This window comes from Streptomyces sp. Wb2n-11 (assembly GCF_001049855.1).
In the GTDB taxonomy this organism is placed as follows: domain Bacteria; phylum Actinomycetota; class Actinomycetes; order Streptomycetales; family Streptomycetaceae; genus Streptomyces; species Streptomyces altiplanensis.
The window spans coordinates 1,584,107-1,610,632 of sequence record NZ_CVPB01000001.1 but is presented as its reverse complement, the minus strand read 5'-3'; the positions used below and the strand labels follow the sequence as shown (position 1 = coordinate 1,610,632).

27 protein-coding genes and 3 pseudogenes are annotated in these 26,526 nt (G+C 70.0%); 14 read left to right on the top strand and 16 right to left on the bottom strand.

The window, feature by feature from the left end; all coding sequences use genetic code 11:
• Positions 1-7 precede the first annotated feature (7 nt).
• Positions 8-538 carry a hypothetical protein gene (locus BN1555_RS07100; RefSeq protein ID WP_093798582.1) on the bottom strand — a complete coding sequence of 177 codons (531 nt, stop codon included), beginning with the start codon at positions 536-538 and terminating at the stop codon, positions 8-10.
• 998 nt (positions 539-1,536) lie between these two features.
• Between BN1555_RS07100 and BN1555_RS07095 the strand changes: the two are divergent.
• Positions 1,537-1,728, top strand: a pseudogene (locus BN1555_RS07095) (CBS domain-containing protein); the annotation flags it as partial.
• Positions 1,729-1,762: 34 nt separating this feature from the next.
• A complete protein-coding gene (locus tag BN1555_RS07090) occupies positions 1,763-2,035 on the top strand; it encodes an SCO5918 family protein (RefSeq protein ID WP_093798581.1) in 273 nt (90 codons plus the stop codon).
• A gap of 142 nt (positions 2,036-2,177) precedes the next feature.
• Here BN1555_RS07090 and BN1555_RS07085 read toward each other — a convergent pair whose 3' ends face one another.
• Together BN1555_RS07085 and BN1555_RS40195 are read right to left on the bottom strand one after the other, a co-directional pair.
• Complete coding sequence (locus BN1555_RS07085) at positions 2,178-2,537, bottom strand: hypothetical protein (protein WP_093798580.1); 360 nt, start codon at positions 2,535-2,537, stop codon at positions 2,178-2,180.
• 46 nt (positions 2,538-2,583) lie between these two features.
• Complete coding sequence (locus tag BN1555_RS40195) at positions 2,584-2,715, bottom strand: hypothetical protein (RefSeq protein ID WP_255305918.1); 132 nt, start codon at positions 2,713-2,715, stop codon at positions 2,584-2,586.
• Positions 2,716-4,252: 1,537 nt separating this feature from the next.
• Between BN1555_RS40195 and BN1555_RS40190 the strand changes: the two are divergent.
• Positions 4,253-4,588 (top strand): annotated as a pseudogene (locus BN1555_RS40190) (hypothetical protein).
• Here the strand turns inward: BN1555_RS40190 and BN1555_RS07070 are convergent.
• Positions 4,500-5,060, bottom strand: coding sequence for a hypothetical protein (locus BN1555_RS07070; protein WP_176709979.1), 561 nt, complete (start codon positions 5,058-5,060; stop codon positions 4,500-4,502). The pseudogene BN1555_RS40190 and the gene BN1555_RS07070 sit on opposite strands and share 89 nt — an antisense overlap.
• A 265-nt stretch (positions 5,061-5,325) precedes the next feature.
• Here BN1555_RS07070 and BN1555_RS07065 point away from each other — a divergent pair, with 265 nt between their 5' ends.
• The 3 genes from BN1555_RS07065 to BN1555_RS38875 all read left to right on the top strand — a co-directional run bounded on the left by BN1555_RS07065 (position 5,326) and on the right by BN1555_RS38875 (position 6,903).
• On the top strand, positions 5,326-6,111 hold the full coding sequence (locus BN1555_RS07065; RefSeq protein ID WP_255306375.1) for a PAQR family membrane homeostasis protein TrhA: 786 nt from the start codon (positions 5,326-5,328) through the stop codon (positions 6,109-6,111).
• A 229-nt stretch (positions 6,112-6,340) separates the two neighbouring features.
• Positions 6,341-6,697, top strand: coding sequence for a PRC-barrel domain-containing protein (locus tag BN1555_RS07060; RefSeq protein WP_093798578.1), 357 nt, complete (start codon positions 6,341-6,343; stop codon positions 6,695-6,697).
• Positions 6,698-6,735: 38 nt separating this feature from the next.
• Positions 6,736-6,903 carry a hypothetical protein gene (locus tag BN1555_RS38875; protein WP_176709978.1) on the top strand — a complete coding sequence of 56 codons (168 nt, stop codon included), beginning with the start codon at positions 6,736-6,738 and terminating at the stop codon, positions 6,901-6,903.
• A gap of 76 nt (positions 6,904-6,979) precedes the next feature.
• Here BN1555_RS38875 and BN1555_RS07055 read toward each other — a convergent pair whose 3' ends face one another.
• Both BN1555_RS07055 and BN1555_RS38870 read right to left on the bottom strand, forming a co-directional pair.
• Positions 6,980-8,218, bottom strand: coding sequence for a PP2C family protein-serine/threonine phosphatase (locus BN1555_RS07055; RefSeq protein ID WP_093798577.1), 1,239 nt, complete (start codon positions 8,216-8,218; stop codon positions 6,980-6,982).
• A 465-nt stretch (positions 8,219-8,683) separates the two neighbouring features.
• On the bottom strand, positions 8,684-9,088 hold the full coding sequence (locus BN1555_RS38870; protein WP_176709977.1) for a carbohydrate-binding protein: 405 nt from the start codon (positions 9,086-9,088) through the stop codon (positions 8,684-8,686).
• A 327-nt stretch (positions 9,089-9,415) separates the two neighbouring features.
• Between BN1555_RS38870 and BN1555_RS07045 the strand changes: the two are divergent.
• Positions 9,416-9,672 (top strand): annotated as a pseudogene (locus tag BN1555_RS07045) (glycogen debranching protein); the annotation flags it as partial.
• Here the strand turns inward: BN1555_RS07045 and BN1555_RS38420 are convergent.
• The 6 genes from BN1555_RS38420 to BN1555_RS07020 all read right to left on the bottom strand — a co-directional run bounded on the left by BN1555_RS38420 (position 9,659) and on the right by BN1555_RS07020 (position 16,373).
• Positions 9,659-10,045: a hypothetical protein gene (locus BN1555_RS38420; RefSeq protein ID WP_141662818.1), complete on the bottom strand. Its 387-nt coding sequence runs from the start codon at positions 10,043-10,045 to the stop codon at positions 9,659-9,661. The pseudogene BN1555_RS07045 and the gene BN1555_RS38420 sit on opposite strands and share 14 nt — an antisense overlap.
• Positions 10,046-10,223: 178 nt before the next feature.
• The gene (locus tag BN1555_RS07040; RefSeq protein ID WP_093798576.1) at positions 10,224-11,054 is read right to left on the bottom strand and encodes a pectate lyase; all 831 of its coding nucleotides are present in this window, start codon (positions 11,052-11,054) and stop codon (positions 10,224-10,226) included.
• A 77-nt stretch (positions 11,055-11,131) separates the two neighbouring features.
• Positions 11,132-11,992, bottom strand: a complete 861-nt coding sequence (locus tag BN1555_RS07035; protein ID WP_093798575.1) for a hypothetical protein — start codon at positions 11,990-11,992, stop codon at positions 11,132-11,134.
• Positions 11,989-12,555, bottom strand: a complete 567-nt coding sequence (locus BN1555_RS07030; protein ID WP_093798574.1) for a SigE family RNA polymerase sigma factor — start codon at positions 12,553-12,555, stop codon at positions 11,989-11,991. Before BN1555_RS07030 ends, BN1555_RS07035 begins: the two co-directional genes overlap by 4 nt.
• 643 nt (positions 12,556-13,198) lie before the next feature.
• Positions 13,199-15,277 carry a pectinesterase family protein gene (locus BN1555_RS07025; protein WP_093798573.1) on the bottom strand — a complete coding sequence of 693 codons (2,079 nt, stop codon included), beginning with the start codon at positions 15,275-15,277 and terminating at the stop codon, positions 13,199-13,201.
• Positions 15,278-15,800: 523 nt separating this feature from the next.
• Positions 15,801-16,373 (bottom strand): rhodanese-like domain-containing protein, encoded by a 573-nt coding sequence (locus BN1555_RS07020; RefSeq protein ID WP_093798572.1) that lies wholly within the window; start codon positions 16,371-16,373, stop codon positions 15,801-15,803.
• A 67-nt stretch (positions 16,374-16,440) separates the two neighbouring features.
• On the opposite strand from BN1555_RS07020, the gene BN1555_RS07015 reads away from it, so the two are divergent.
• Complete coding sequence (locus tag BN1555_RS07015; protein WP_093803246.1) at positions 16,441-16,719, top strand: metal-sensitive transcriptional regulator; 279 nt, start codon at positions 16,441-16,443, stop codon at positions 16,717-16,719.
• A gap of 72 nt (positions 16,720-16,791) precedes the next feature.
• Here BN1555_RS07015 and BN1555_RS07010 read toward each other — a convergent pair whose 3' ends face one another.
• From BN1555_RS07010 to BN1555_RS07000, 3 genes are all read right to left on the bottom strand, one after another.
• Entirely contained in the window at positions 16,792-17,535 is a 744-nt protein-coding gene (locus tag BN1555_RS07010) for a sulfite exporter TauE/SafE family protein (protein ID WP_093798571.1), read from the bottom strand.
• Entirely contained in the window at positions 17,532-17,891 is a 360-nt protein-coding gene (locus tag BN1555_RS07005) for a rhodanese-like domain-containing protein (RefSeq protein WP_093798570.1), read from the bottom strand. The genes BN1555_RS07010 and BN1555_RS07005 overlap by 4 nt, the downstream gene beginning before the upstream one ends.
• 74 nt (positions 17,892-17,965) lie before the next feature.
• On the bottom strand, positions 17,966-19,339 hold the full coding sequence (locus BN1555_RS07000; protein WP_093798569.1) for an MBL fold metallo-hydrolase: 1,374 nt from the start codon (positions 19,337-19,339) through the stop codon (positions 17,966-17,968).
• 396 nt (positions 19,340-19,735) lie between these two features.
• Here BN1555_RS07000 and BN1555_RS06995 point away from each other — a divergent pair, with 396 nt between their 5' ends.
• The 3 genes from BN1555_RS06995 (at position 19,736) to BN1555_RS06985 (ending at position 21,394) form a co-directional block, all read left to right on the top strand.
• Positions 19,736-20,071 carry an ArsR/SmtB family transcription factor gene (locus tag BN1555_RS06995; RefSeq protein WP_093798568.1) on the top strand — a complete coding sequence of 112 codons (336 nt, stop codon included), beginning with the start codon at positions 19,736-19,738 and terminating at the stop codon, positions 20,069-20,071.
• Positions 20,072-20,073: 2 nt separating this feature from the next.
• Positions 20,074-20,796, top strand: coding sequence for a cation efflux transmembrane domain-containing protein (locus BN1555_RS06990; protein WP_093803244.1), 723 nt, complete (start codon positions 20,074-20,076; stop codon positions 20,794-20,796).
• 370 nt (positions 20,797-21,166) lie between these two features.
• A complete protein-coding gene (locus tag BN1555_RS06985; RefSeq protein ID WP_093798567.1) occupies positions 21,167-21,394 on the top strand; it encodes a DUF5133 domain-containing protein in 228 nt (75 codons plus the stop codon).
• A 63-nt stretch (positions 21,395-21,457) separates the two neighbouring features.
• Here the strand turns inward: BN1555_RS06985 and ctaD are convergent, their stop codons facing one another.
• Positions 21,458-23,188 carry an aa3-type cytochrome oxidase subunit I gene (gene ctaD / locus BN1555_RS06980; protein WP_093798566.1) on the bottom strand — a complete coding sequence of 577 codons (1,731 nt, stop codon included), beginning with the start codon at positions 23,186-23,188 and terminating at the stop codon, positions 21,458-21,460.
• Between the two features lie 364 nt (positions 23,189-23,552).
• On the opposite strand from ctaD, the gene BN1555_RS06975 reads away from it, so the two are divergent.
• From BN1555_RS06975 to BN1555_RS06965, 3 genes are all read left to right on the top strand, one after another.
• On the top strand, positions 23,553-24,755 hold the full coding sequence (locus BN1555_RS06975; protein ID WP_093798565.1) for a hypothetical protein: 1,203 nt from the start codon (positions 23,553-23,555) through the stop codon (positions 24,753-24,755).
• Positions 24,756-24,768: 13 nt separating this feature from the next.
• Positions 24,769-25,362, top strand: a complete 594-nt coding sequence (locus tag BN1555_RS06970) for a hemerythrin domain-containing protein (protein ID WP_093798564.1) — start codon at positions 24,769-24,771, stop codon at positions 25,360-25,362.
• A gap of 205 nt (positions 25,363-25,567) precedes the next feature.
• Complete coding sequence (locus BN1555_RS06965; RefSeq protein WP_093803243.1) at positions 25,568-26,497, top strand: Rieske (2Fe-2S) protein; 930 nt, start codon at positions 25,568-25,570, stop codon at positions 26,495-26,497.
• The last annotated feature ends 29 nt before the right edge of the window (positions 26,498-26,526 follow it).

Below are 26,526 nucleotides of genomic sequence, written 5' to 3'. Positions count from 1 at the left end.
ACCCTGCTCACGGCCACATCTCCAGCAGGGCGTTCAGCGTCAGCTTCCACATCGGCTCGGCCCCCGTCCCGAAGGCGGCGGCGAGCGCGTACCCGACGGCGGCGTCGTGGGGCTCGATGCGCTCGCCGCTCTTCGGCTCCTCCCACTCGGCGCTGACCGTCCCGTCCCCGGTCGACGTGAAGACGCCGAGGAGACGGCCGTCGCGCAGCAGACGGCTGGTGCCCAGGGAATCCGGCACCAGCAGATACCCGTGTCCCCGCGCCGCGGATTCGACCTCCACCCGGTACGAACGCCGGGTCAGGAAGCCCTTCGCAGGGCGCAGGGCCTCGTCCGCGCCGTCCACGCTCAGGGTGAGCTGCCCCTGTTCGCGCGTACCGATCGGCACATGGCTCTCCGGCGGGGTACCGGCACTCCGCCGGATCTCGGTGCGCGGCAGCCCGTCGCCGCGCACCGTCAGCGTCCCGCCCTCGTGGTCGAGCGCGATGTGGACCACCCCGAAGAGCCGATCGGCGGCGGGCTTGTACGTGAACGCCTCCATCGGCACGCTCTCCTCTCCCCGTCACCCTGTTGACCGTCGCCCGACAGTCTCCGCCAGGGCGGCGAGGGCGGTTCCCTTTCCGGCCACGGAGTCGGACGAGCCGGGGGGAGCGTTGGCCGACTTAATGCAGGGGAATGCTCCCGTCATGCACCCCGAACGGGCACCACGACTGAGCTGGTACACCGCGCCGCTTCCGAGTCCACTTGGCTCTCCTCGGTCATCCGGCACACGGTGCCCAGCCGTCACTGCGTCCCACTGCTCGACAAGAGGGCCCCACCCTGAACAGGCCGACGGCCGTCGCGTGGAGCGCCGCTGATCACTTCCCACGAGGGGCTACGCGCGAGTGCGTCGCGTCAGAGCGTGTAACGGTCCTTTGTGACGCTCGTCTGACGCTCTGGACGTCAGCAAGCGGGCTGGTGAACCGAGAAGATGCGCCTGACCTGCCGTTCTTCAAGGTCCGGCCTGGCCGATACCTTTTCGATGACCCACCACGTGGAGTGCGTGGCGATCCTTGAACCGGCCGCAAAGGGCTCCTGACCTGTGGTTTTGTGCGTGCGCATTATGTGCGATGCGGGCGTTACGGGCGATATCTTGACGCTGAAATGACGCTCGTGACACTCGTTCTGAGTGGGTGTCAGGTGGGTTAGCGCTACCCGAATTGCCTCATCAGCGCAGGTGCAGAACTCCTGCACCAGCGGTTGTGGGCTGGTGCAGGAACAGCGGCCGGGCTCGTCAACCAAGGTCATACCCGCGGGCGTTTCCCGGCCATCGGGCGCCGGGTTTCTGCCCTTTGGGCCACCCCAGCTGAGTTTCCTGGCGCAGAGCTTGCCCTTCCGGCGGCGATCACTTGGTTTCCGCTGGTCAGATGACGAGCCGGCCCGTCAGGCGCAGGTTCGATTCCTTCTCCCGGTGCCAGTCCCGCCCCCTGGGATTCATTCTGCGGGGGCAGCTCCGTGTTCTTGTCGCCGCGGCAGGGTCACGGCAGGCACTGAGCTTGCTCCGCTTTGACGGACACCGTCCGTCTGCGCGACATCCTCGGTGATCACGGACCTTTCACCTCACCCGTGACCACGATGGCCGAAGCCGAGCACGCGATGCGTTCCCGCCGACTCGGTGTCCTGCCGGTGGTCGACGGGCAAGGCAGCGCACTGGGCGTCCTCACCCTCTCCCGCCGAGCCGCCTCACCCTGACCGGACCGTTCTCTCCTTCTCCCTGTGAGGCCACGTGCGCTGCGTCATCGCCCGCTTCCCCTTCGAACTCACCACGAGCGGCGTGCTGGAACCGATGAAGGGCATCAGGCCCGAACGGGGCACCGGCGAGTCCGTGATCATCGGCCGCCGCCACTACCCCATCAAGCAAGCCGGTCAGGTCATCACCCGCCAGGACCGCCGTGACTTCAGCGCCGCCGAAGTCCTCCGGGCCATGACTCAGCCCGGCTTCACCTGCCGCGCCCTTCCCGCGGCCGCGCCTGTACGTGTCCTCGGTTCGCTCCAGTGAGCTTCCGCGATGCTCGGCACCCCCGTATCCGTCTGACCGAGGAAACAGGCCCGAGCCGGCACCTGAACAGCAGTGTGGGACCGACCGGCGCGCGCCGGTCGGTCCCACACTGTTCGCAATGGGTTCCCATCGCGGTGATTGCTCAGCGGTCGGAATAGCTGAAGTCGCCCATGGTCCAGGCGCTGACGTCCTCGATCGCAGCACGGTACATCCCGCCCGTCTCCGGGATCCCCACCGTGCCCTGCAGGATCCGGGCGACATGGAAGTGCAGATGCGTAGGCGGCCCGTCCTTCTTCGCGGGGGCGTCGAAGACCGCGGAGAACTCTCCCAAGCGGTCCGAATCCGTCAGTACCTCCGAGACCCTCTGCCTCCACACTGCTTCGGGAGCCAGCCGACCGGTGATGACAGCACCACCGGTGACCACGGTCAGGGACATCTGGTTGCTCTGCCCGGATTCCACCAGGGCGGCGACGTCAACGAGCAGCTGGTCAGGTTTCGACATGAGGCAGATTATATTTACCGGCCATCCAGCTGTTTGAGCGGCGGCGCTACAGGACAGGACGGGCGCTCACGGTCCTGCCGCCGGAGGTCCGGGGGCAGACCGCGACGGCGCGGGCGAGGCGGTTGACCATGGGCCGGCCGAAGGCCCCGGTGCCGCCGTTCAGGTCAGGGGTGCGCATGCGCGGCGCACGCCGACTGAGGTCATGGACGGTCACCTCGATGGGGTCGGGGTGTGCAGTCAGTTCCAGAGTGCGGAGGCCCCGCCGTATCGCGTGTGTCGGTAATGGTTGGCGTGGAACGGACGGTTGTGGCGTTGACGGACATTGTGTTCATCAGGGTCACCCTGGTCTCTGGATTGCCCGTGCCCGGCCTTTGCCTGCCCGACCTCCGTGCCCCGCCCCTCCATCCGCCAACCCGGCAGTGCCGCAGCGCTTGCCGGAGAAACTGATGACCACAGTCGGCGCGTGGCGGCACGCTGCTGTGCGCCCGCGTCACGGTGCCCGCCCACGGCCTGCTCGAGTCGGGGCCCGCGCCGGTTCGGTGGGCGGCCCGTCCGAGGCGACGCTACCGGTCGGGTGAGCACGGGCAGCCGGGCGAGGGTGCGGAGAGTCGCCGCGGGCCGACGAAAGCAGGTCCTCGTCGAGGCGTTGACGCGGCCGCAGGAGCGCCAGTCTGCGGATCGCGGCACTGGCACCGGTCTGTACGACTTCCACGAACCGCTGCTCGGTCGTCGGGCCGGGATCGTCGAGGCCGGCGCAGGCCCTCGTGCTACGCCCGTCACCGGCCGGCCTGTCGGGGTGGTACGGCGGGAAACATGAGGTGCCCAGTGGTGGCCGGTACCCGCCGACGGTGGCCGCGGCGCAGCCGGCGGCGTCAGGGGAAGCCCGGCGGGCTGCGCGGCCTGCGGGTCACTAGCGCCGGACCTGGATTTCGTTCCGACTGTCCATAGATCGGTTGAGGCGGGTTACCTCGTCTTCGGGCGCGCGGAAATCTATGTCCGCCGGAGTAGACATTGAGCGGTGGCCTGGTTATGGTTTCTCTCGTAGCCGAGAGAGACAGCAGGGCCTGGCAGAGACGAACTGCCGGGCAGCAGTACCGCAGTTGCAGTTCGCAGGGCGGTGCGGTGGTGGAGTTTCGAAGCCAGGGTTTTTGCAGGACGGTGACGGGACTGACCACCGGACCGGGTGGCCCGCAGTGATCAGGGGCCGCCGTGAGCAGTACCGCAGTTGACACAGTGGCAGTACCCGCAAGTGCGGTTCGTAGTACCCAGCAGTGAAGTCAGTGAGCAGTACCTCGGTGAAGGCGTCGGCTGCGGGCGCGCGTGCCGGGTGGTTCGGCAGTGGGGTTCTGAGCCGGAGCAGATGCAGGACGGGCGACGGGGCTGGCTGCCGAAGAGTGGCGCTGCGCGAGGCCACCAGCAGTTCGCAGTATCAGCAGTACAAGCAGTGCGCAGTACCCGTTTGGTAAGTGATTGGTTCAGAGGGAAAGGCGGAGGAGCCGAAGCGCCATCAGGATCGCCCGGGCGGAAGGCTTGAGCCCGGGTACCGCAGGACATCGACAGTGAGGTGGTCTCCGGTCAAGCAACCGCGGTCCCCGCACCCCCGACAGCATCCCGGTCGGGTCTGCGGACACAGAAGGCCGGCGCAGTAACGGGGCCGGCAGATGGTGTAGCAGTTCCTTCGGGGCCCTGGTGCCATATGGCACCAGGGCCCCTCCATGCGTTTCACGGACAGTGCAACGACGGTAGACGATTCGTTCGGCCGGCTCGATGGCGACGATTACCCCGCCTACGCGTGGGCCAGACCGTCGAAATCCTCGGCACCACCCAGGGCTTCCTCCGTGCCATCGGAGAAGCCGGCCCGAACACACCGCTCCGTTCCGAGGGCGGACACCGCCGCTGCGCCTGCCTACCAGCTGCGCATCGCCGCCCGGAACGCAGAGCGCAGCTCGGAGGAGCCGACGTTCAGACGCTCGTCCAGGCGTCGGAGAAGGCCGTCCGTCCAGCGGCATCGTCCGACCTGTGGTCCGCGTGCAGGACGCGCCAGGCGGTGAGTTCGAGGTCTCGGAGCCACAGTTCTCCGATGACCTGTGTCTTGAGGTCGGGAAAATGGTCGGACTCGGCGAGGGCTTGACCGATCACCTCCCCGGCCGCGACGCGCTGGGGCGGGGTCATCTCATCCACGGCCGAGAGGATCTGCCGGGCCAGGGGAGTTCCTTCTCCCGCCAGGGAGCGCAGCACCAGGGCCTTGATGTTGACGGGCAGCAGGTACGCGGTGCCCGAAGACCTCCACAGCTCCGACCAGAAGCGCTCTCCTGCCTTGGTGGGGGCAGGCAGCGCGGCCAGCAGGCCGAGGAGATGGCCGGTGGCCGCATAGCCGTCGGAGTGGGCAGCTGCGACGACTGCGATGCCGGCGAGGCGCTCCACATCGAGATGGCCGGCTTCGAGATGCGAAGCCAGGCCCAGCTGGTGTTCCAGCTGGTGTGCGAGGGGGGCGGATACGTGGGGGCGGACCTCAGGAAGCATCGGCGATCCTTGCGCGTAGGCGAGCGGAGATGCCCGTTCGGGAGCCCTGATCGTTCCCATGACCAGCCGATCTACTCGGCTTCGGCAGGCCCAATCGGCGGTAGCGTCACCGGGTTTGGAGCTCATACGGTGGTGAATCGGCCCAAGCCCGGCGACGCGGGTGTGGGGGCGGGACCGACCTCCGATCATGCTGTCCGGGTGGGTCTCCTAGCATGACCGCATGGTTGCCAGTGATGCCCAGGAGTCCCAGGGAGGACGGGAAGCTGTGTCCCGCCGCGCCGCTGAAGTCGAATGCAGTCACGTCGCCTCAGCGCGTGGAGAACGCCGTGAAGACGGCCCGTCCTGCGGATCACGGAGTGGCGACGCAGGGGGGAAGGCTCACTCGGTTGCCGCCCTGGTGGAGCGGGCGGCCGACCTGGCCGAACCGATCAAGCCGAGGTTGCGTGGCTGGCTCCACGCCGGAATGGTCCCCGCCGCACTGATCGCAGGCATCGTGCTCATCTGCCTGGCCCGCACCCCGCGGGCGGCCTTGGCCTGCGCCGTGTACTCGGTCACCGCCTGGCTGCTCTTCGTCACGAGCGCCATCTACCACCGCGGCACCTGGGGGCCGCTCGGCGAGGCTCTTCTGCGACGCCTCGACCATGCCAACATCTTCCTGATCATCGCCGGCACCTGCACCCCCCTGGCCGTGCTTCTCCTCCCGCCGGATCAGCGGTCCCTGCTGTTGTGGATCGTGTGGGCGGGCGCGTTGGCCGGCATCGTGTTCCGGGTCCTGTGGGTCGGAGCTCCGCGCTGGCTGTACACCCCGTGCTACCTGGCCCTGGGGTGGGCACCGGTGTACTACCTGCCCGACTTCCTGCACACCGGCGGAGCTGCCGTACTCGTCCTGATCGTGGCCGGCGGTCTCCTCTACAGCGCGGGCGCGATCGTCTACGCTCTCCAGCGTCCTGACCCCTCGCCCCGCTGGTTCGGCTTCCACGAGGTGTTCCACGCCCTGACCGTGGCAGCCTTCACCGCGCACTACATCGCCATCTCGCTGGCCGCGTACTGATCGCGACAGCGCTCCTGCGCGCACCGCTCGTCACACACGTAGCCGTTGCGCCAATTCACGACGGGTCGGGCGGCCGCCGAGGCACCGCACCACGCACGGAAGCCGTCCGTCCCTCCGCCTGCAAGTTGGCTGCTCTCCGGGGTGTGACGTCCCGTAGGCAGGTAAGGAGGGAGGAGCGGGAGGAAGGCGAGACAGCAGTCTCCAGCAGACTTGTGACAGAGGGGGCCCCATGTTCGAGGCGGAAGACGTAAGGGAGTGGCGCGGTCACAATGTGATCGATCACGAACGGCACAAGATCGGCGTCCTGGAGGCGGTCTACGTTGACACGGCCACGGACCAGCCCGCGTTCGCGACGGTCACGGTCGGCCTGCCGACCCGCCACCGGCTGGTGTTCGTCCCCCTGAGCGGCGCGACGGTAGGTCCCGGCTATCTGAAGGTCGCCTACGGCAAGAAGCAGGTCAAGGAAGCGCCCTCGATCGGCACGGACGGCGAACTGCTTGCGGAGGACGAGGAGACGGTCTTCGCGCACTACGAACTCGCTTACCGAACGGGTGCGGGCGGCGAACGTCGCCTCGCCCGCCGCTGATGCCCCACCAATTCCCCCCCCACCATGAGGTGACACGGATGGCTCTCTTCCTCCTGCTGGTCATTGTGGCCATCGTGCTCGGCGTCATCGGATTGGTGGCGAAGGGCCTGTTCTACCTGCTGGTCATCGGTGTGGTGGTTCTGGTCGCCGACTTTGTCCTCCTCGGCTTGCGCCTGGGCCGTCGCCGCAGACGCCTGCCTCGGTGACGTGGTCATCCGGCGCAAAGCACTCCGCTTGCCCGCCCAAGCGCCGCTGAAGCGGGCTACCGGAGTGGTCCTCGAGTCATTGCCCGGGGGTGGTTTGCCCCGTCTGCGACGGGGCGGAGGCGTCGGCGAGGTCGGCTCCGGTGTCGGCGTCCCGCCGGGAGTGGCCGGTGCCGTGCCAGTCCAGGCACATGACGGTCGCGTCGTCCTGCAGGTGGCCGTCGTTGGCGTCGATGATCGCTGTGATGAGGGTGCGGGCGGCCTCGCGGGGATGCAGCGCTCGGGTGCGCACGATGAGGTCGGACAGATCGAGGCTGTTGGCGTTGCGCTCCAGCATGCCGTCGGTCAGCATCACCAGCCGGTCGCCCGGCCGCAGGTCCAGCGACTGGACCCGGTAGGTGTGAGGGGTGTGGAAGCCGAACGGCATGTCGACCTTCGGAGTGATCTCCCGCACCTGTCCGTTCCGCATCCGCAGCGGCCAGGGGTGCCCGGCGTTGATGAACTCCGTCCTGCCGTCGATCAGGCTGATGCGCAGGAGCTGGCCGGTGACGTAGCCGTGGCGGCCGTGCTCGCGCATGGCCTGGTCGGCCTGACGGGCCTGTTCGGCAAGGTCGACACCGGCCCGCCGTGCCCGGCGCAGGGCGCCCACCAGGAGGGTGGCCAGCAGGGCGGCGTCGACGTCGTGCCCCATGGCGTCGGCGACGGAGAGCTGGACCGTGTTCCGGTCGATGACGTAGTCGAAGGTGTCACCCCCGACGTGGTCGGCCGGCTCCAGCGCCCCGGCCACCGCGAACTGGGCGGCCTCGCATGCCAGCGACGCCGGGAGCAACCGGTGCTGGATCTCCGCGGCCAGGCTCAGCGGGTTGGTCCGGCGGCCCCACTGGTACACGTCGGTGAAGGACCGGTTCGCGATGACGATGTACGCCAGGGCGTGCGCGGTCTCGCCGATCTCCCGCATCGCCTCCGCGTCCGGCGCTGCCGGCAGGAACAGCTCGAGGATCCCGATGGCGTCCCCGCGGTTGGTCACCGGGGCGACGATCCTCACCAGCGCGCCCTCGCCCTCATCCTCGACGCCCGGCCGCTGGGTGCGGATCACGTCGTCGTACAGAGTGCCCCGCAGCCTGATGCGCCGGGCGGGTTCATCGGTGTCGACGCTGCCCGCCGCCCCCAGCCGCACGACCGAGCCGCCGGTGAAGTCGGCGATGAGGAACGACACGGACGCGGCTCCGAGCTGCTCCTGGAGCATGCGCGCAACGACGTCGAGCGACTCCACGGGCGCCGCGGTCTCAGCCGCCGCCAGTGTCCCCGCCAAGGTCATCGATCTGCTCCGGCCACCCTCGTTCTCGGGAATACGACCGGTGGGCCCACCGTCCCCGTCAGGACCGCATACGGTCACGGTGACTCCTCGCTGCTCGCTGGTGTTCAGGGCCCCGGCCCGGGGTACGCAAGGGGCCGGTGCCGGGCAGACGTCATTGCACCACAGAGCCCCTGAACGGATGCGCCTGTCGGCCCATCGCGCATCAAACGGCCCGGCTCATGCCGGGCGCTTGGTGCATCAGTACAACACCGGCATCACGTCCCGCACCGCCGACATGACGGCCGGGTCGGCCACCCGGCGGGTCACCTTCGATGGCGCACAGTTCGGCAGTCTTCTTGGCCCCACTCCTGCGGTGTCAACACGGCCGGTGCCGAGACGAGGCGCCGTGGGACGTCGGCAGCCCCGCCTCAGCGGCTCCGGGGTGGAACTGCGGGGCGGACAGCGGCGTGACGGCGACCTGGTCGATCACCGGTGCGTACGGTGACCGCTGGTCGTACGGGTTGTGGGTGTCCCGTCGAAGTCGGGCAGTTCCTCGGCGGTGAACGACAGCCGGTTCGTGCCCTGCCCGAGCGTGACCGGGACGCTCACTTCCCAGAAGTCGTTGAAGTGGAAGGTGGTCGGGAACAGCACACGGCGGCTCCCCCCACCGTTGGCGGACAGGTCCGCGTGCCGGGCGACCGGGTCGGGATTGTAGTAAGTGGCGGGTGCCTGCTCGGCGTTGGAATAGCGGATGGTCAACGCGTGGCGGCCGGCCCTGGCGGCCGTCACGTCGAGGATGAGGGCGTTGGCCTTCCCGCTGCCGATGTCGGTGACGGCCTTGCCGCCGGCGGCGAAGGTGTGCGTACCGGTCACCTTGGCCGCGTCGGTCACGGAACCGTTCTCGGCCTGGTGGACGCTGGGTCTCAGCGTGCCCTGCGACTTCGCGACCCGCAGACGGTCGAGGACCGGCGTGCCCGAGGTACCGGCGTGCCCGAGGTACCGGTCAGGGTGATCTTGTTGATGCCACCGGACAGGAACAGCTTGACCGTGTTCGCACCCTTCCCCGTGCCTCCCACGGCTGGCGTGTCCGCCTTCTCGCCGTTGACGGCCAGGCTCGCCAGCCCGCCGCCCAGGTGGTCGACGGAGACGGTGGCCTCGCCGTCCCGCCTACGTACTGTGGTCCGCGACCGTCCGGCCGAAGGGCTTCGTGACCAGGAGCGCGGACCGATCTGGGCCCCTCCACCGTGCTCATCGAGGACGGACTGCGCCGCGCAGGACACCTCCGCCTCGCCGACGACACCAGCGCCCGCTTCCGCGCGCTGTGCGAGACCTCCGGCTTCGCGGAGAACTTCGACGCCCTCACCGGCAGCGGCCTGCGCGACCGCGCCTACACCTGGACCGCCAGCAGCTACCTTCTCCTCGCCGAAGCGTATGAACTCCGCCGAACCGAGCCGGCCCGGATCACCGAGGTGTGAGGCGGCCGACCCCGGCCGGTCCGAAGGAACGTCCTCCCACATGTCGGCCTGAGAAGTGACGCGGGGAGGAGTGAGCGGATTTCCCCGGACGAGCGCGTTGTCGGAGCCCGCTCTCCCCTGATCGGGAGGGGCGGACTCCCGGGTACCCGTCGTCCTCGGCGATGTTCGCGATGCCCTGCGGCATCCCGGGCACGCCTTCCACCAGCAGCAGCATCCCGGCGAGCATCGTCCCCGCCGACGTCCGGCCGTTGTGGCGCGGTGCCGGGGCGGGGGAGCACGGTGGAGCGGTGTGGTGGGCGTAGGCGTGGTGTTCCGTACCGGGTTCCGTACCGCCGGTGGAGTGGCCGCCGTCGGCGGCGGCCGGGTGGCTCATGGCCGCCCCTGTCCGTCCGGTGAGTGCGGTGGCTCTCCGCGCCGCCCCGCGCGGCGCGGTGACCGGGCGCGAGTCCGGGTGACGGGTGACGGGTGACGGTCCGGGCGTCGGCGCCGCCGCGGGGTGGTGACGGCGCCGACGTACGTCAGTCAGCAGTGGTACGGCTCATGCGTACGGCTCAGTTGTACGTGATGTCCGACGCCGAGAAGCGGCACGTGGTGCCGTCGGGGCCGCTGCCCAGCTGGGTCGGCTCCTTGCCGGTGTTGTTGCCCTTGAAGCGCACGCAGGTCTTGATCTTCTTCTTCGCGTCACCGTGGATCCGGACCTTCGAGAGCGCCGCGGTGTCGCCGTAGTTCTGGTTGACGCCGACGATCGACTTGCCCGGCGCGGTCACGTCGATGTCGCTCAGCACGATCGCGCGCTTGTGCTGCGTCTTGCAGTTGCCGCACGAGCGGACGAGCTTGCCGAAGCCCTCGACCTGGAAGCCGGTCACGGTGAGCTTGCCGGCCCCGTTGAACTGGAGGACCTTGTCGTCGGCCTTCTTCGCCCCGCCGCCGATGACCTTGTACGTCGCGGAAGCCGACTTGCCCTTGAAGGTGGCGGCGTCCTCGCCGACGTCCAGCCACCACACGTTCTGCAGCGTGCAGCTGCCCTTGCAGTGGACGCCGTCGGCGGCGGGCGTGCCGATGATGACGTTCTTCAGGACGGCGCCGTCGGCCAGTTCGAAGAGGGGGGACTGGCCCTCGTCCTGGCCGCTGCCGCCCAGGGCGCCGGTGCCGTAGAACTTCTTCATCCCGCCGTCGTACTCACCGGAGACCGGGATGGTCTTCGGCACCGGCTTGCTGCCGGTGTCCGAGGGCCAGGACGCGGCGGCCCCGGCGGGGGACAGCATGGTCGTGGTGACGATCGCCGCACCGGTCAGCCCGAGGGCGGCGGCTCCGCTGATCACCGCCCGGCGCGTGGTGACCCGGCGACGGTGGCGGACGCGCTGTTCAGCTCGTGCAGTCATGCCCATTCCTTGCGTGAGGGAAGATCTTGCGCCTTCCGGTCGCCGCGGGCGGGGAAAAGGTTGCCGCGTTTCTGGAATCAGTCGTCGTGCCGGGCGAAGCCGCCCGACACGGCGAGCTGTTCGCTCCCGGTCCGGGCGGTGGCCGCGTAGCGGTCCTCCCGGGCGTCCCGGCCGCCGCGGGCGTGGTTGTACTGCCCGGCGAACACCCACTGGCCGGCCGGGACCGTACGGCCCTGCCTGAGCACCCAGGTGTGGACGAGGAAGCCGTCCTTCTCGGCGATCGTCAGTGTGAAGTCGGCCTCGGGCAGCGACCGCCAGGCACCGGCGGAGGTGACCCCGCCGGTCCGGGCGATCCACAACTCGACGGTCAGCGCAGTCAGTTCCTCGCGCGTCTTGAGGGTGACGTTGCTCTGCGCCCAGAAGTCGTTGCTGTGCGGGTCCACGGAGCCGTCCGACCACAGCGGCCCGTCCTGCTCACCGGCGGCGGGCGCGCCGGCATCGGGCGTACGCGACGGGGAGGCGCTCGGCCGGCGGGGCTCGCGGGAGGTGTTCGGCGTGGGGTCCGCGGGTGCCGGATCCACGGGCGTCGGGTCCACCGGCGAGGGCACCCGGCGCGTCGCGTCCGTCGACGGGGCGGGCGTGGAGGTGGGGGTGGGGGTCGGCGGGACCGCGACCGTCTGTTGCGGAGGCCCGTCGTCCACCACGGAGGCCACGCCGTAGCCGCCGGCGGCGAGGATCCCCGAGACCGCCGCGGTGACACCCACCGCGCGCACCCAGCCGAACCGGGGAGGACGGGCCGCACGGGAGCGGGGCAGGTCCTCCTGCGCCATGCCGCGTTCGAGCCGTGCCAGGATCCGCGCGCGGTCGGGCCGGTGCGCCCCGGCCGCCTCGTGCAGCCGGGCGCGCAGCTCGTCGTGCACGTCCCGCCGCATGGTCATCGGTCCCTTCCTCCGGTAGTCCCGGTACGCGCCATCGCCGCGTGCACCTTACGCGGAGCGCCCTGCGCGCCGAGCAGCCGCTGCAGCTCGGCCATCCCCTTCGACGTCTGGCTCTTCACCGTACCGACCGACACGCCCAGGGCCAGCGCGGTGTCCTTCTCGGACAGGTCGAACGCATGGCGCAGCACGACACACGCCCGCTTCCGGAACGGCAGCCTGCGCAGCGCCCCCTGTACGTCGACCACCCCGGCCACGTCCGGATTCTCGGCCTTCTCCTCCCGCTGCGCCCAGAACAGCGCGATGCGCCGCCGCTCGCGCACCGCGCTGCGTATCCGCGTCCGGGCCAGATTGGCGACCACGCCCCGGGCGTACGCCACCGGGTGCTCGCTCGCCCGCACCCGGTCCCAGCGGTGCCACAGTGCGAGCAACGCATCCGCGGCCAGGTCGTCGGCGGCATCCGCCTCGCCGGTCAACAGATGTGCGAACCGGGCCAGTTCGGTGTAGTGCCGCTCGAAGAAGGCATGGAACTCCACGGAGGCGGCGTCGTCGACGACTGTGCCCACGGGCGATGTCTCCTCGCAGTGACCTCGGGCCCCCGGAACCGGGCGCCTGTGCGTGCCGTGTGTGCGACATATGAATGTCCGGACGAGATCCGGAAGAGTAGCAGTGAGCAACCGCTTGGTCTGCATCGCCTGTTGCCCGACGGCACTCCCGGTCCCCGTCGGCGCGCGGAGGCCCCGGCGCGGGCGGACAGGGGCGCCCCGCAGCCGTCATGGACGATCGGCTGAATCGATGTGCGATCGGGTCGGCACGGTGGCCATGGACGGCATCTTGGACACGCATGCGAAGACAGGGGCCGACTGCCTTCAGCGGCTGATCGCTGACCTGTTTCTCCGGCTGCCGGGGTGGCGGGATGTGAACCCACGGCCTCTTCGTCCCGAACGGGGTCCGGTTGCTGATCTGGCCTGCGGGGATGCTGCTCGGGCAGGTCGGAGGCTCGGTGTCGGTTGGTCCCGGTTGGAGTTCCGCCCGGCTCGGGGTGGAGGGAGAAGTGCGGCCCTTCCCCACCCTCTTCGAGGGCGTGACGCAGGCCGGGCGACTGCCGTTGTCCGTACACGGCCCACGGGCGGGGTGGGCGATGTCTTCCAGGAGCAGGCCGCTCAGGCGGCCCGGCGGGCGCCCCGGCTTACCTCCCGGGGCCGGGGATCATGCGCCGGTGGGCTTCCAGCCGCCGAACCAGTCCGCCGTCTCCTGGGCGGCGGCCTGGGCGTCCGTCAGGTGCGGGCGGTCACCGCCGGCGGCGCCTGCGCCCGGGCCCTCGTTGCCGTACTCGGCGAAACGGTCGTTCTTCCAGGAGAAGCCGCCCATGTCCGTCCAGGGAGCGGCCTTGACGGCCGCGCCGAGGATGCTGTCGCGGATGGTGGTCTGCGGGTCGAGGCTCGCGTCACCGCCGGCGTGCCAGGGGCGGCCGAGGAAGAAGCTCCGGGCGGCCACGTCGCCGTCGATGGTGGTGCGGGTGATGAGGAAGCCCTTGCGGCCGGAGGGGGTGCTGGGCGCGGTGACGTACCCGGCCGAGGTGCCGTTCCAGCGCTTCTTCAGGGTGAGGACGGACTTGTCGATGACCGCGGTGGCGCGGCCGAAGACGAAGTCGGTGTTGCCGATGACGTAGGAGTTGGTCAGGTACACCCGGCCCGTGCGGTCCTTGCCCGCCGTGTCGAGGAGCAGGGTGTCCTGGTCGCCGCTGATGATGAGGGCGTCCAGGCGGATGCGGTCGGCGGCGGTGCGCAGCGCCACCGCCTGCTGGCCGTTCAGATGCTGGTGCTTCGCCTCGTCGAAGTCGTTGGAGACGGTGAGGTTGCGGGCCCGGAAGTCGTCGGCCTCCACGGCGACGGTCGCGCTGCCGCCGGTGCCGTAGGTGCCCGAGCCGTCCGGCCTGGCCATCCCCGAGGCGTGGCCCTCGACGATGACGGTGTCCTTGCGGCTGCGGCCGGTGCCCTCGAAGGTGATGTGCGGCTTGTTCGCCGGGACCTTCACCGTCTCGCGGTACGTGCCGGGCGCGATCCGGATCACGACGCGCGAGGTGTTGCCCGCCGGGACGGCGTCGACGGCCTTCTGCACGCTCTTGTACCGGCCGCTGCCGTCCCTGGCCACGGTCAGGATGCTCTGCGCGGCGGCGGCCGCCGCACCGGCGCTCACCGGCGTACCGATCGAACTCCGGGGCCCGGCACCGGACTTGAGGAGCGCGGGGACGTCGGCCGCCCTGTCGAGACGGTAGTTGTAGTACGCCTTCGGGTCGAACGCGGTGCCGCCGCTCTCGTTGCGGCCGCTGGTGCGGGTGAAGACGTTGCCGCGCTGGACCAGGCCGGCCGTGCCGTCCTTGATGACGGGGTTGGTCACGCCCTGGAAGTAGCTGTTCTCCAGGACCATCTTCGTCCTGCCGCGCGCGTAGTTGCCGTAGGACGACGTGATGCCGGTGCCGGGGTCGTCCTGGAGGTAGTTGTTGTAGAGGTGGGCGTGCGCGACGTTGTCGGTCGAGGGGTTGCGCTGCTCGGTCTCCCGGAACCAGTTGTGGTGGATCGTCAGGTCGGCGGTCGTGTTCTCGGTCCAGCCGATGCCGAACGTCTTGTTGTTGTCGCTGAGCCTGTTCCAGGACACCGTCACGTAGGTGGTGTCCTTGCGGCTGTCGATCAGACCGTCGGCCATGTGCCGCAAGTTGTTGTGGTCGATCCAGACGTGGTGTGCGCCGTCCATCTGGATGGCGTCCCAGTCGTGCTCCTTGTCGTTCCGGATCCCCTGGTACGAATCCCGGATCGTGAGGTTCCGGATGATCACGTTGTGTACGCCCTGGCCGAGGAAGAAGCCACCGCCCACGATCTGCCCCGAGGTGCCCGCGCCGACGATCGTCTTGTCGGAGGCGACCTTGATCTCCTTGCCCTTGGGGTTCATCGAGATCGTGGCGGCCACCACGACGACGTACGGCTCCCGGGCGGTCGCGTACTTCTCCAGATCGGCGAGGGTCCGCACGGTGACCGTCTTCCCACCCCTGCCGCCGTACGTCCCCTGCTGCCCGAGCGCGTGGACCGACGCGAAACCGTCAGCGGTGTCGTCGGCCCAGTCCGGCGCGGCGGCCGCCGCGGCCTTCGGCTGCGCCTCCTCTCCGAACACCCCGAAAGCCGTGCCGTAGGCCATGGCCCCTGCGGCGGCCAGCGCCAGCGGGACCCCTGCCAGCAGGGCCGTCTTCCTTCTGCGGTGCCGCGCCTTGCCGTGACCGTGCCGCTCACGCATGAGTGTTTTCCCGATCTGTAGGTATGTGGGGGCGCCCGTGAGGAACGGGCTGCTCAACAGTTGCCGCAGAGTCGGGAACGGTTGCCGTCCCGTCGAAATGCTTGCGTCCAGCCGCTGCCCCCGGGCGCGGGTACACCGGTCAGCCCCCGGCTGCTCGGCGCGCGCTTCCCGCCAGTTCGAGTGATGTCGGATCAGGCGGGAGCGAAGGAGCACGCCCGCCCCGGCGAGGTCCTCGGGTGTGTCGACCGCTATTCCTCCGTCATTGCCGGACGGTGCCTGACCACTCCCCGGCCCTGCCCCGCCGGGGCAGGGCCGGCACCGAGGCCGGCCTGCGCCCGGACACCCTGCCCGGCGACGTCGAGCCCCACCGCCCGGCCCTACCGCCCGGCCCTACCGCCCCGTCCCGCACGGCCGTGCGGACTTGCGCGGACCACCTGTTCCGGAACGTTCCCCCACCCGTACCTCGGAACGAATCCTGCAAGGCGCGGCCGGGCGGCTGCCCGAGCGTACCGGGGCGGGGCTCTCAGCCGGTCAGGAGCAGCAGGGTCTCCTCGAAGGAGACAGTGTTCCTGGGGGGCCGGTTGTGGGGCAGTCTGGCCAGGGCGGCGGCCATGCCGCAGGTGTTGGTCACGCCGGAGAAGACGAGTCCGGCGCCGATGGCCCCGGACAGCCAATGGGCGGGAGCCCAGGCGAGACCGGCCAGGAAGCCGGCGAGGACCAGGGTGCCGGCGGCGAGGCGGACCTGGCGGTCCATGGGCCAGGTGGCGCGTGCGCCCGCCGGGCGCTCGATGCCGTGGCCCGCGGCGGCCCAGCCGCTGGTGCCGCCGTCCAGTGTGGCGGCGTCGGTGCCCTGGGCGGCCAGTTGCTCGCAGCCCCTGGCGGATCGGGCTCCGGAGGCGCAGACGAGGAGGAGCGGCGTGCGCCGGGCGGCCTGCTGGAGGGCGTCCGCAGCTTCTCCCAGGCGGTCCAGCGGGATGTTGTGAGCGCCGGGCAGGTGCCCGGCGGCGTACTCGCCGGGGGTGCGCACGTCGATCACGGTGAAGTCGCCGAGGCGGGCGACGGCCTGGGCGGGGGTCAGTGCGGTGGCGGTGGCCATGGAGCTGGTGCCTTTCTGGACGGTCCCCCACGGTAAGATACGGGTGGGGGTATGTGAGGAGGATGGTGTGCAGCTCGACATGAGTGCCGAGGAGCTGAAGTCGGCGTTGAACCGGCTGCGGCGGGCGCAGGGGCAACTCGCGGGAGTGATCAGGATGATCGAGGAGGGCCGGGACTGCGAGGACGTCGTCACGCAGTTGTCGGCGGTCTCCAAGGCGCTGGACCGGGCCGGGTTCTCGATCATCGCCACGGGTCTGCAGCAGTGCATGACCAGTGAGGACCCGCAGATGCAGGACTCCGCGCAGATGCGGGCCCGGCTGGAGAAGCTGTTCCTTTCGCTGGCTTGAGAGCTGCGCATCCCGTGGGGCCTGCCGCGGACGCCCCGACAACGGGCGTCCGCGGCAGGCCCCACGGCTGTATCACCGCAGGGCGCCGGTCGCCATCACCGCGGCCACGGCAAGCAGCAGACCGCCGAAGGCCCGCTGCAGGACGGCGGGTCGGATCTTCGTGGCCAGCCGCTTGCCGTCCCAGGCGCCCAGGACCGCCGTCGCGATGAACGGCATGATCAGGGCCCAGTCCAGGCTGACCTCGGTGGCCGCACGGGCCGCGAGAGCGACCAGGGCGTTGGCGATGATGACCAGCAGGCTGGTGCCGACGGCCACGCTCATCGGCACCGCCAGCACGGACACCAGCGCGGGGACGGCGAGGAAGCCGCCACCGACCCCGAGGAAACCGGTCACCGCGCCCAGGGCGGCCCCTGCCCCTGCCGCGCGGGGCGCCGACACCGTTCCGTTCTCCTGTGGTGTCCGGCGGCGCAGCATGCGCAGTCCGGCCAGCGCGGAGAGAAGGGCGAAGGCCGACGTCAGTACGGCGGCGGGGAGGTGCGCGGACAGCAGGCCCGCCGCCGCGGCGGGCGGCAGGCCGGCCGCGGCGAACAGCAGTCCGGCCCGCCAGTGCACCGCTCCCGCCCGGGCGTGGCCCATCAGCGCGGTGAACGAGGTGACGATCACGATGACGAGGCCGGCGGTGGTGGCCTCGGCCGGACTGAAGCCGAGCAGGTAGATCAGGGCGGGTACGGTCAGGATGCTGCCGCCCGCACCGAGCGAGCCCAGGGCGAGACCGACCAGCGCTCCGGCGAGCAGGGCGAGAACGAGTGCGGTCATATGACGGTGTCCGCAGCCCCGTGCACGTCCTGGACGGGCAGGACCTCGGCGGCCCAGGCGCCCATTCCGCCGGTGACGTCGACCGCCTCCGCCCCGCGTTCGGCCGGCAGCCGCGCGGTGTGCTGGGAGCGGCGCCCGGAACGGCACAGCAGCACCACGGTGCTCCCGCTCCCGCTGCCGGGCACCTCCGCACCGCCGGTCAGCCGTGCCGACGGCACCGGCAGCGCACCGGGCGCGTGGCCGGCTTCGAGCTCATCGACCCCCCGGACGTCGAGCAGTACCGCCGTACCGTCCCCGAAGGCGCGGTGCGCCTGCGCAGGTGTGACACGGGCGGGGCCGTGTGGTGACAAGGACATGGTGTTTCCTCACGAAGCCCCTGCTCGGCCGGTGGCCCGGTGGCCCGGTGGCCCGGTGGAGCAGGGTGGTGCGGTCAGTGCTGGGCGCGCGTGACAACCGGGAGGCCGGCGGCCGCGGCGGCCGGGTAACCGTCGTCGACGGCCACCACATCGCGTCCGGCGGCGTCCAGGACGGAAGCGGCGATCGCCGCACGCATCCCGCCGGCGCAGTGCACCCACACCGTCCCCGCGGGAACTTCGTGAAGGCGCTGGTGCACCTCGTGGACCGGAACGTGCACGCTGCCCCCGATCCAGCCGCCGGCCCGCTCACCGGCGCGGCGCACGTCCAGCACCACCACGTCCTCGCCCCGCTCGCGGGCGGCGGCCAGGTCGGCGAACGCCGCCCGCGGGAACGAGGCGAGCGGCGCCTCGGCGCTGGTCCAGTCGGTCGGAGAGCCGACGGCCGCGGCGGCCGGGCGGTCGATCCCCACCCGGGCCAGCTCGCGCTGCGCGCGGGCGACCTCCTCGGCGCTCCGGGCCAGCAGCGTCACCGGCCTGCCCCACGGGATCAGCCACGCCAGATAGGTCGCAAGCTGTCCTTCGGCCTCGAAGTTGAACGAGCCCGCCACATGCCCCTCGGCGAACGCCACGCGGCTGCGCAGGTCCACCACCCACTCACCGGCCGCCAGGCGGCGGGCGATCTCCCCGGCGTCGGCTCGTTCCGGCGCGGTCAGGTCCACCGGCGCGGGGCCCGCGGCGTTGGCCGGCCCCATGTGTGCGTAGTAGGCCGGGACGTCGTCCAGCCCGGCCAGCAGCTCCTTGACGAACGTCTCCACGTCCTGGGCCAGCACCGGGTTGGACGTCTTCTCCGCGCCGATCGTGCTGTGCTCGCCGCCGGCCTGCGCGGAGGAGCAGAAACTGCCGAACCCGTGCGTGGGCATCACAGCGACCTCGTCGTCCAGCTCTGCCGCGAGGCGGTGCGCGGAAGCGTGCTGCGCCCGCGCCAGTCCCTCGGTCAGCCGTGGCTCCACAAGGTCCGGACGGCCCACGCTGCCGATCAGCAGCGATCCGCCGGTGAACGCGGCGACCGCGCGTCCTGCTTCCTCCAGTACGTAGGAGGTGTGGTGCGGCGTGTGCCCGGGGGTGGCCACGGCCCGCAGCAGCACACCCTCCTCGATCTCCTCGACATCACCGTCGGCCACCGCGATCCGCGCGTACGCCACCGACGCCCCGGCGGGCACCAGATAGCGGGCACCGGTCAGCCGGGCCAGTTCCGGACCTCCGGTCACGTAGTCGTTGTGCACGTGCGTCTCCGCGACCGCCACGATCCGCACCTCCCGGCGGGTGGCAGCCGCGATCACCCGGTCGATGTCCCGCGGCGGATCCACCACCACGGCCGCTCGGGCACCCCCCGCCAGATAACTGCGGTTGCCCAGACCCTCGGTCTGGAGGACGTCGACAAAGAACACGGCACTCTCCCGTCACATATTTACCCCCCGGGGTATCTGTTTCCACCGTAACAGATATACCTGGGGGGGTATCCACGGATGAGTGTCGACGGAAGGCCGTGAGGCGGCGACGGGCAGGGATCGGAACGTCAGGGTTCCAGCCGCGCACGCCGCCCCGGCCGGAGCGCGAGGCCGTCGCCGACAGGCGGCGGTCCGCGGCCAAGCCGCCCGGCTCCGTGATCGGGGGTGCGTGCGGGAGGCGCTGCGCGTCATCGGTCCGCCGGCCCGACTCCCGGCGGGCGGTGGCCGTCTCGGTGGCGAACCGGCGTGTACGGGCGCGGGCGTGCCTTCGTGGCGCGAGCGCGCAACGATAGTTCACTGTTTCCTGAATTCAGGAATGTATGTACTGTTGCGGTCATGCTGACCCTCGCCACCGACCTCGACGCCCTGACCCGGTTCGGCCGCGCGTTGGCCGACCCGATCCGCTGCCGCATCCTGCTCGCCCTGCGCGAGGCCCCCGCCCACCCCTCCGACCTGGCCGACGACCTCGGCATCTCGCGCACCCGGCTGTCCAACCAGCTGGCCTGCCTGCGCGACTGCGGCCTCGTCGTCGCCCTCCCGGAAGGCCGGCGCACCCGCTACGAACTCGCCGACGAACGCCTCGGCCACGCCCTCGACGACCTGCGGACCGCCGTGGTGGCCGTCGAGGCCGACCGCACGTGCCCGGACGCCGCCGACAAGGGGTGCTGCTGACCATGACCGCAGAGATATCCCTGGCCCTCGGCCCGTCCCCGGCCCGCCGCGAAGCCCTCGCCGCACGCATACGCCTGCTGGTCGCCGCGACCATCACCTACAACGTCATCGAGGCGATCGTCGCGATCACCGCCGGGACTCTCGCCTCCTCCACCGCGCTGATCGGCTTCGGACTCGACTCGGTCATCGAGGTGTCTTCGGCCGCCGCGGTCGCCTGGCAGTTCTCCGCCCGCGACCACGCCGTCCGGGAAGCACGCGAACAGCGCACCCTGCGGATCATCGCCGTTTCCTTCTTCGTCCTCGCCGCCTACGTCACCGTCGACGCCGTCCGCGCGCTGACCGGCACCAACGAGGCCGAACGCTCCATCCCCGGCATCGTCCTCGCCGCGCTCTCCCTCGCGATCATGCCGTTCCTCTCCGCCGCCCAGCGCAAGGCCGGACGTGAACTCGGCTCCGCCAGCGCGGTCGCCGACTCCAAGCAGACCCTGCTGTGCACCTACCTCTCCGCCGTGCTCCTCGTCGGCCTGGTCCTGAACGCCACCCTCGGCTGGTCCTGGGCCGACCCGATCGCCGCCCTCGTCATCGCGGCCATCGCCGTCAAGGAAGGACACGACGCCTGGCAGGGCAAGGGCTGCTGCGCGCCCACCGCTTCTGCCGCCGCTCCGGCTGCCGGTGTCGAGATGGACGTGTGCGGCTGCCGCCCCGGCGGCGAGGGCTGCGGCTGACCGTCTGCTCGCCGCGGCCGACGACCACCCCGCGGGACCGGCGAACAGTTCCGATGGCGCACCAGGTGGAGTGCGTGACGATCCCGGATCCGATCAAGAAGGACACATGACCTGCGGTTGGACGCTTCCCGGACGAGGACGCCGTCCTGGGCGCCAGGAAGTCCGGCCGGAGGGCGTGTCCCTCCCGGCGGGCTTGCCGCGCGGCTGCGTCGGGGGCAGGGGCATGAGGCGCCGGGGGTTTCGCTCCGTACACCGTCCGCTGCTCGTGCGAAACCGGCACGGGCAGCGGACGACGAACGCGAGACGAGTCACTGGGAAAGCGCTCGATCAACCGAATGACGGCGTGTGGGGGAGTGTGAGGAGACCTGTCGTGCTGATGGCTCACCCTCCGGTTCGGCGTGATCCGGTCGAGCAGTACGAGGCGCTTGCGGCGTTGCACGCCGGTGCCGGCAGTCCCGAGGTGCGCCGGTGGATGGAGGACGTCACCCACACGCTGTGCGTCTCCACCGGCACGCGGGACGTGGGCGCCGCTCGTGCGGACGCCCACGAGCAGCTGGGTGAGGAGCCTTCCGGCGGGGGAGTCCTCCTCCCCGTCTGACGCTCCCGGGCAGACGCGGCTCCCCCGGACGTCGCTTTTTTGGCGGGCGTCACTTTCCCGGCGTCACTTCCCGTTCTTGCGGTCGGACAGCGGGGAGGCCGTGCCTTCGCCGGGTTCGGCCACGTCGCGGAGCCCCTCGTTCTCCACCCGGTCAATGGCGGCCACAGCGGGGTGGTGCAGATCGAAGGCGGGGGATTCGGAGCGGATCTTCGGCAGGGTGAGGAAGTTGTGGCGGGGCGGCGGGCAGGAGGTCGCCCATTCCAGGGAACGCCCGTACCCCCAGGGGTCGTCGACTTCGATCCGCTTTCCGTACTTCGCGGTCTTCCAGACGTTGTAGAGGAACGGCAACGTCGACAGGCCCAGAAGGAAAGCGCCGATCGACGACAGGGTGTTGAGCCCGGTGAACCCGTCGGCGGCAAGGTAGTCGGCGTAACGGCGGGGCATGCCCTCCGCGCCCAGCCAGTGCTGCACGAGGAACGTCATGTGGAATCCGACGAAGAGCGTCCAGAAATGGATCTTCCCCAGGCGCTCGTCGAGCATGGTGCCGGTCATTTTCGGCCACCAGAAATGGAACCCGGCGAACATCGCGAAAACGATCGTGCCGAACAGCACGTAGTGGAAATGGGCGACGACGAAGTACGAGTCGGTGACGTGGAAGTCCATCGGCGGCGAGGCGAGGATGATGCCGGTCAGCCCGCCGAACAGGAACGTCACGAGGAAGCCGACGGCCCACAGCATGGGGGTCTCGAAGGAGATGGACCCTTTCCACATCGTGCCGATCCAGTTGAAGAACTTGACACCGGTCGGAACGGCGATGAGGAACGTCATGAAGGAGAAGAACGGCAGCAGGACCGCGCCGGTGGCGAACATGTGGTGCGCCCATACGGTCAGCGAAAGCCCGGTGATGGCGATGGTGGCGCCGACCAGCCCCACATAGCCGAAGATCGGTTTGCGTGAGAAGACCGGAAAGATTTCGGTCACCACGCCGAAGAACGGCAACGCCAGGACGTAGACCTCCGGATGCCCGAAGAACCAGAACAGATGCTGCCACAGCAGTGATCCGCCGTTCTCGGGGGCGAAGACGAGGGAGCCGAAGCGGCGGTCCGACTCCAGGACCAGCAGCGCGGCCGCGAGGACCGGGAAGGCGAGCAGGACCAGGACGGAGGTGAGCAGCACGTTCCACGTGAACAGCGGCATGCGGAACATCGTCATGCCCGGGGCGCGCATGCAGATGATCGTGGTGATGAAGTTGACCGCGCCGAGGATCGTGCCGAATCCGGAGAGCGCCAGCCCCATGATCCACATGTCGGAGCCGATGGAGGGCGAGCGTTCCGCGCGGCTGAGCGGGGTGTAGGCGGTCCAGCCGAAGTCGGCCGTGCCGTTCGTGGTCAGAAGGCCTGTGACCACGATGAGCCCGCCGAAGAGGAAGAGCCAGTACGACAGCATGTTCAGCCGCGGGAACGCCACGTCGGGCGAGCCGATCTGCAGCGGCATGATGGCGTTGGCGAATCCGGCGAAGGTCGGGGTGGCGAACAGCAGCAGCATCACCGTGCCGTGCATGGTGAATGCCTGGTTGTACTGCTCGTTCGAGAGCATCTGGATGCCCGGCCGGGCCAGCTCCGCCCGCATCGCCAGGGCGAGCAACCCGCCGAAGAGAAAGAACATGAACGATGTGATCAGATAAAGATGCCCGATCTTCTTGTGATCCGTGGTGGTCATCCAGTTCACCACCACGCGACCCACGCCGCGGCCTGCTACGGGGACAGGGGCGACCGGCTCGGTCGATGTGGCCATACGAATCCTTATGGGCTCATGCGTGGGCAGGTCGCGCGGCGAAGTACCCCCTCGTCGCTATCCCAAACTTTATGCACTGCGCATCGCATCGGCGCGCTGCCGAACCAGGTTTCACAATAGACATCTAATAGCTCAACGCCCTTGAACGGTTCGAAAATTGCACCCGGGACGAACCCCCGCCGAGGGCAGGGGTTCACGCGTCGTGACTGGCCCGGACGAGTGAGAGTGCGCCGGCTCCGGCGCGCGGTTCCGCAGGTGCGCCCCATGGCGCCCGGAGCATGGCCAGCGTTCTGTCGTACTCCGTGTGGACAAGGTTCTTCGGGGTACTCCGGCAGTTCGAAACCGGTCCGTCAAGGAGGCGCACATGACGTTCAATCCTTTGGAGCAACGCGGTATCCCGCTGGACCGTCAGCTCAGGAACTGGCGGGAACTGAATGTCGAGCCGATCGACCCCGATCACTGTGATCCGTACACCCGGTGCCGGATCATCACGATGAACGGGATCGAGGTGGAGGCGATCCTGTTCAGCCACCAGCTCGCTCGTCACACCGTCGATCCGGAGATCAAGAGGCAGCTGGCGAGGACCCGCTACATCGAGGCGCAGCAGCAGAAAGCCGTGAACTGGCTTCTGCCCGGCGTGTCTTCGGTGCTGGAGACGACGATCGCCTATGAGCAGGTCGCGGTCGACCTCACCGCGTGGATCGCGCGGATGGAGCCGGACCCGTACCTCAAGCAGGCCTATCAGTTCGGCGTGCTGGAGGACTTCGACCATCTGTACCGGTACGCGAACCTGTACGAGATGATCGAGCACCGCAAGGCGGAGTCGATCGTCGACGGCCTCACGGAGGTCATTCCGGGCCGCCCGACCAAGTACCACCACCGGAACCCGGTGGACAACGTCCGCGACCCGTACGACCGGACCCGGACCGACCCCCTGTCCAAGCTGCACGCGCTGACGGTCCTGTCGGCGGAGCAGCAGACGATGAACTTCTACATGAACACCGGCCCCACCTACATGGAGCCGATCGCCCGTCAGCTCTACCAGGAGATCGGGCTGATCGAGGAGGAGCACGTCACCCACTACGAGTCGCTCGTCGACCCGGGCGAGACGTGGTGGGAGCAGCTCGTCAACCACGAGTACAACGAGTGCTACCTCTACTACTCCTTCATGGAGCAGGAGAGCGACCCCAGGGTGAAGGCGATCTGGGAGCTGCACCTGAACATGGAGCTCGAGCACCTGCACATCGCCTGCGACCTCATGCGGCGCCACGACGGCCGTGATCCCGCGGAGATCCTCGCGCCGCAGCTGCCCAACGTCCTGACCTTCGAGCCGAACAAGGCGTACCTGCGCGAGCTGCTCGGCACCCAGATGGACCTGACGACACTGGGCGCCGGCTACGTCCGCGACGCGCACGAGCGCTTCGAGCAGATGCAGGAGCAGATCCACGGCGGCGAAGAGCCCCCGAGCGAGCAGGTGATCACCCAGCACGACGCCATGTTCGGCCGCGAGTACCGGCTGGAGACCGAGGGCGAGCACCCCGATCCCGCCATGCGAGAGAACAGCTGACGGAAGGTTCGGCATGACTGAGACGCACACTCCGCAGGCCGGCGACGATCACGCGGCCGACACCGATGTGGTGGCGCTGCTCATGCGCCAGCACGGAGACATCCGCAATCTCTTCGACGAAGTCGAGCAGGCGACGGGTGACGCACGCAAGGACGCCTTCCGCCGTCTGGTACGTCTCCTCGCCGTGCACGAGACTGCCGAGGAGGAAGTGGTCCATCCCTTCGCCCGCCGCAATCTCCCGGGCGGTGAGCAGGTCGTCGAGGACCGGCTGAGGGAGGAGCGGGAGGCCAAGGAGACCCTCGCGGCGCTCGACGACATGGACACCGACGACCCGAAGTTCCTGCCCCGGCTGATCGCCCTGCGGGCCGACGTCCAGGAGCACGCGCGCGCCGAGGAACGCTACGAGTTCACCCACATCCGGCGCAGCACCGACGCGGCCAGGCTCGCCTCCATGGCCAAGGGCGTCAAGGCCGCCGAAGCCATGGCCCCTACCCGGCCCCACCCCGGAGTGGAGTCCGGCGCGGCCAACATGGCGCTCGGTCCGGTGGCCGCGCTGATGGACCGCACCAAGGACGCCGTCCGCAGGGCCATGGGCAGCGACGGCTGAATCGCTCCTCGCCGGTCCACCGTCCTCAGGCGGCTCGACGCCGGCGCGGGTTCCTCCCCCCTTCCGGGGCCCCGGGATCCGCCACCCGGCGCGAGCCGTCCGAGGGCGTTCGCCCGCCCGTCGCCCCAGGTGTCCCGTGGATCCTCGTAACCCACTCGCCCGCTCGGTCCGTTTCCAGCGGCTCCGCGTGGGTTACATGGGTTCCATGGATACGTCGAGGAAAGGCCCCGGCCGGATTCTTTCCGCCGTGGACCGTCTGGAGCGCCGGCCCGAGGCCGACGGACTGATCGACGCTGTGCGGCGGGCTGTGCGCGCGGTGCCGCTCGGGCGCGGCCGGGACGCCCTGCACGGGCGCTGGCTGGGGCACCCGGTGCACCCTCTGATGGTGCAGGTGCCCATCGGCACCTGGATGTCCGCAGCGGTCCTGGACCTGTTGCCCGGGCAGCACCGGGCCGCGCGCGCCCTGGTGGGAGTGGGTCTGATGGCCGCGCTGCCCGCGGCGGTGGCGGGCTGGACCGACTGGGCGGAACTGCGCCGTCCGCAGATGCGCGTGGGCCTGGTCCACGCCATGGCCAACATCAGCGCGGCCACGCTCTACGCCGGCTCCTTCGCCGCGCGTTCCCGCGGCCGTCACGGACGCGGGAAAGCCCTGGGGTTCGCCGGGCTGACCCTCATCGGTGTCGGCGGCGCGCTGGGCGGTCACCTGGCCTACCGCCAGGCCTCCGGTGCCAACCACGCCGAACAGATCCCTTACCTGGTGAAACCCGGCTGGCACGGTCTGGGCGACGTGGCCGGCCTCCCGGTGGGCCGACCGGTGCGGCGCCACATGGACGAGGTGCCGGTCATGGTCGTCCGCGAGGCGGACGGGGCCGTACACGTCCTGGCCGACCAGTGCAGCCACATGGCCGGGCCCCTGTCGGAAGGGGAGATCATCGACGGATGCGTCCGGTGCCCCTGGCACGGCAGTACCTTCCGGCTGTCCGACGGCTGGAACGTGGGCGGCCCGGCGACCGCCCCCCAGCCCGCTTTCGACACGCGCGTCGTGGACGGCCGCGTGGAAGCACGGCTCCGCGACCTGGAGGAAGCGGGCCCGGGGAACGGCCACCGCACGGACCGCGGCATCACAGCGGGCTGACCGGGGACGCGGAGCCGGCGGCGGTACGC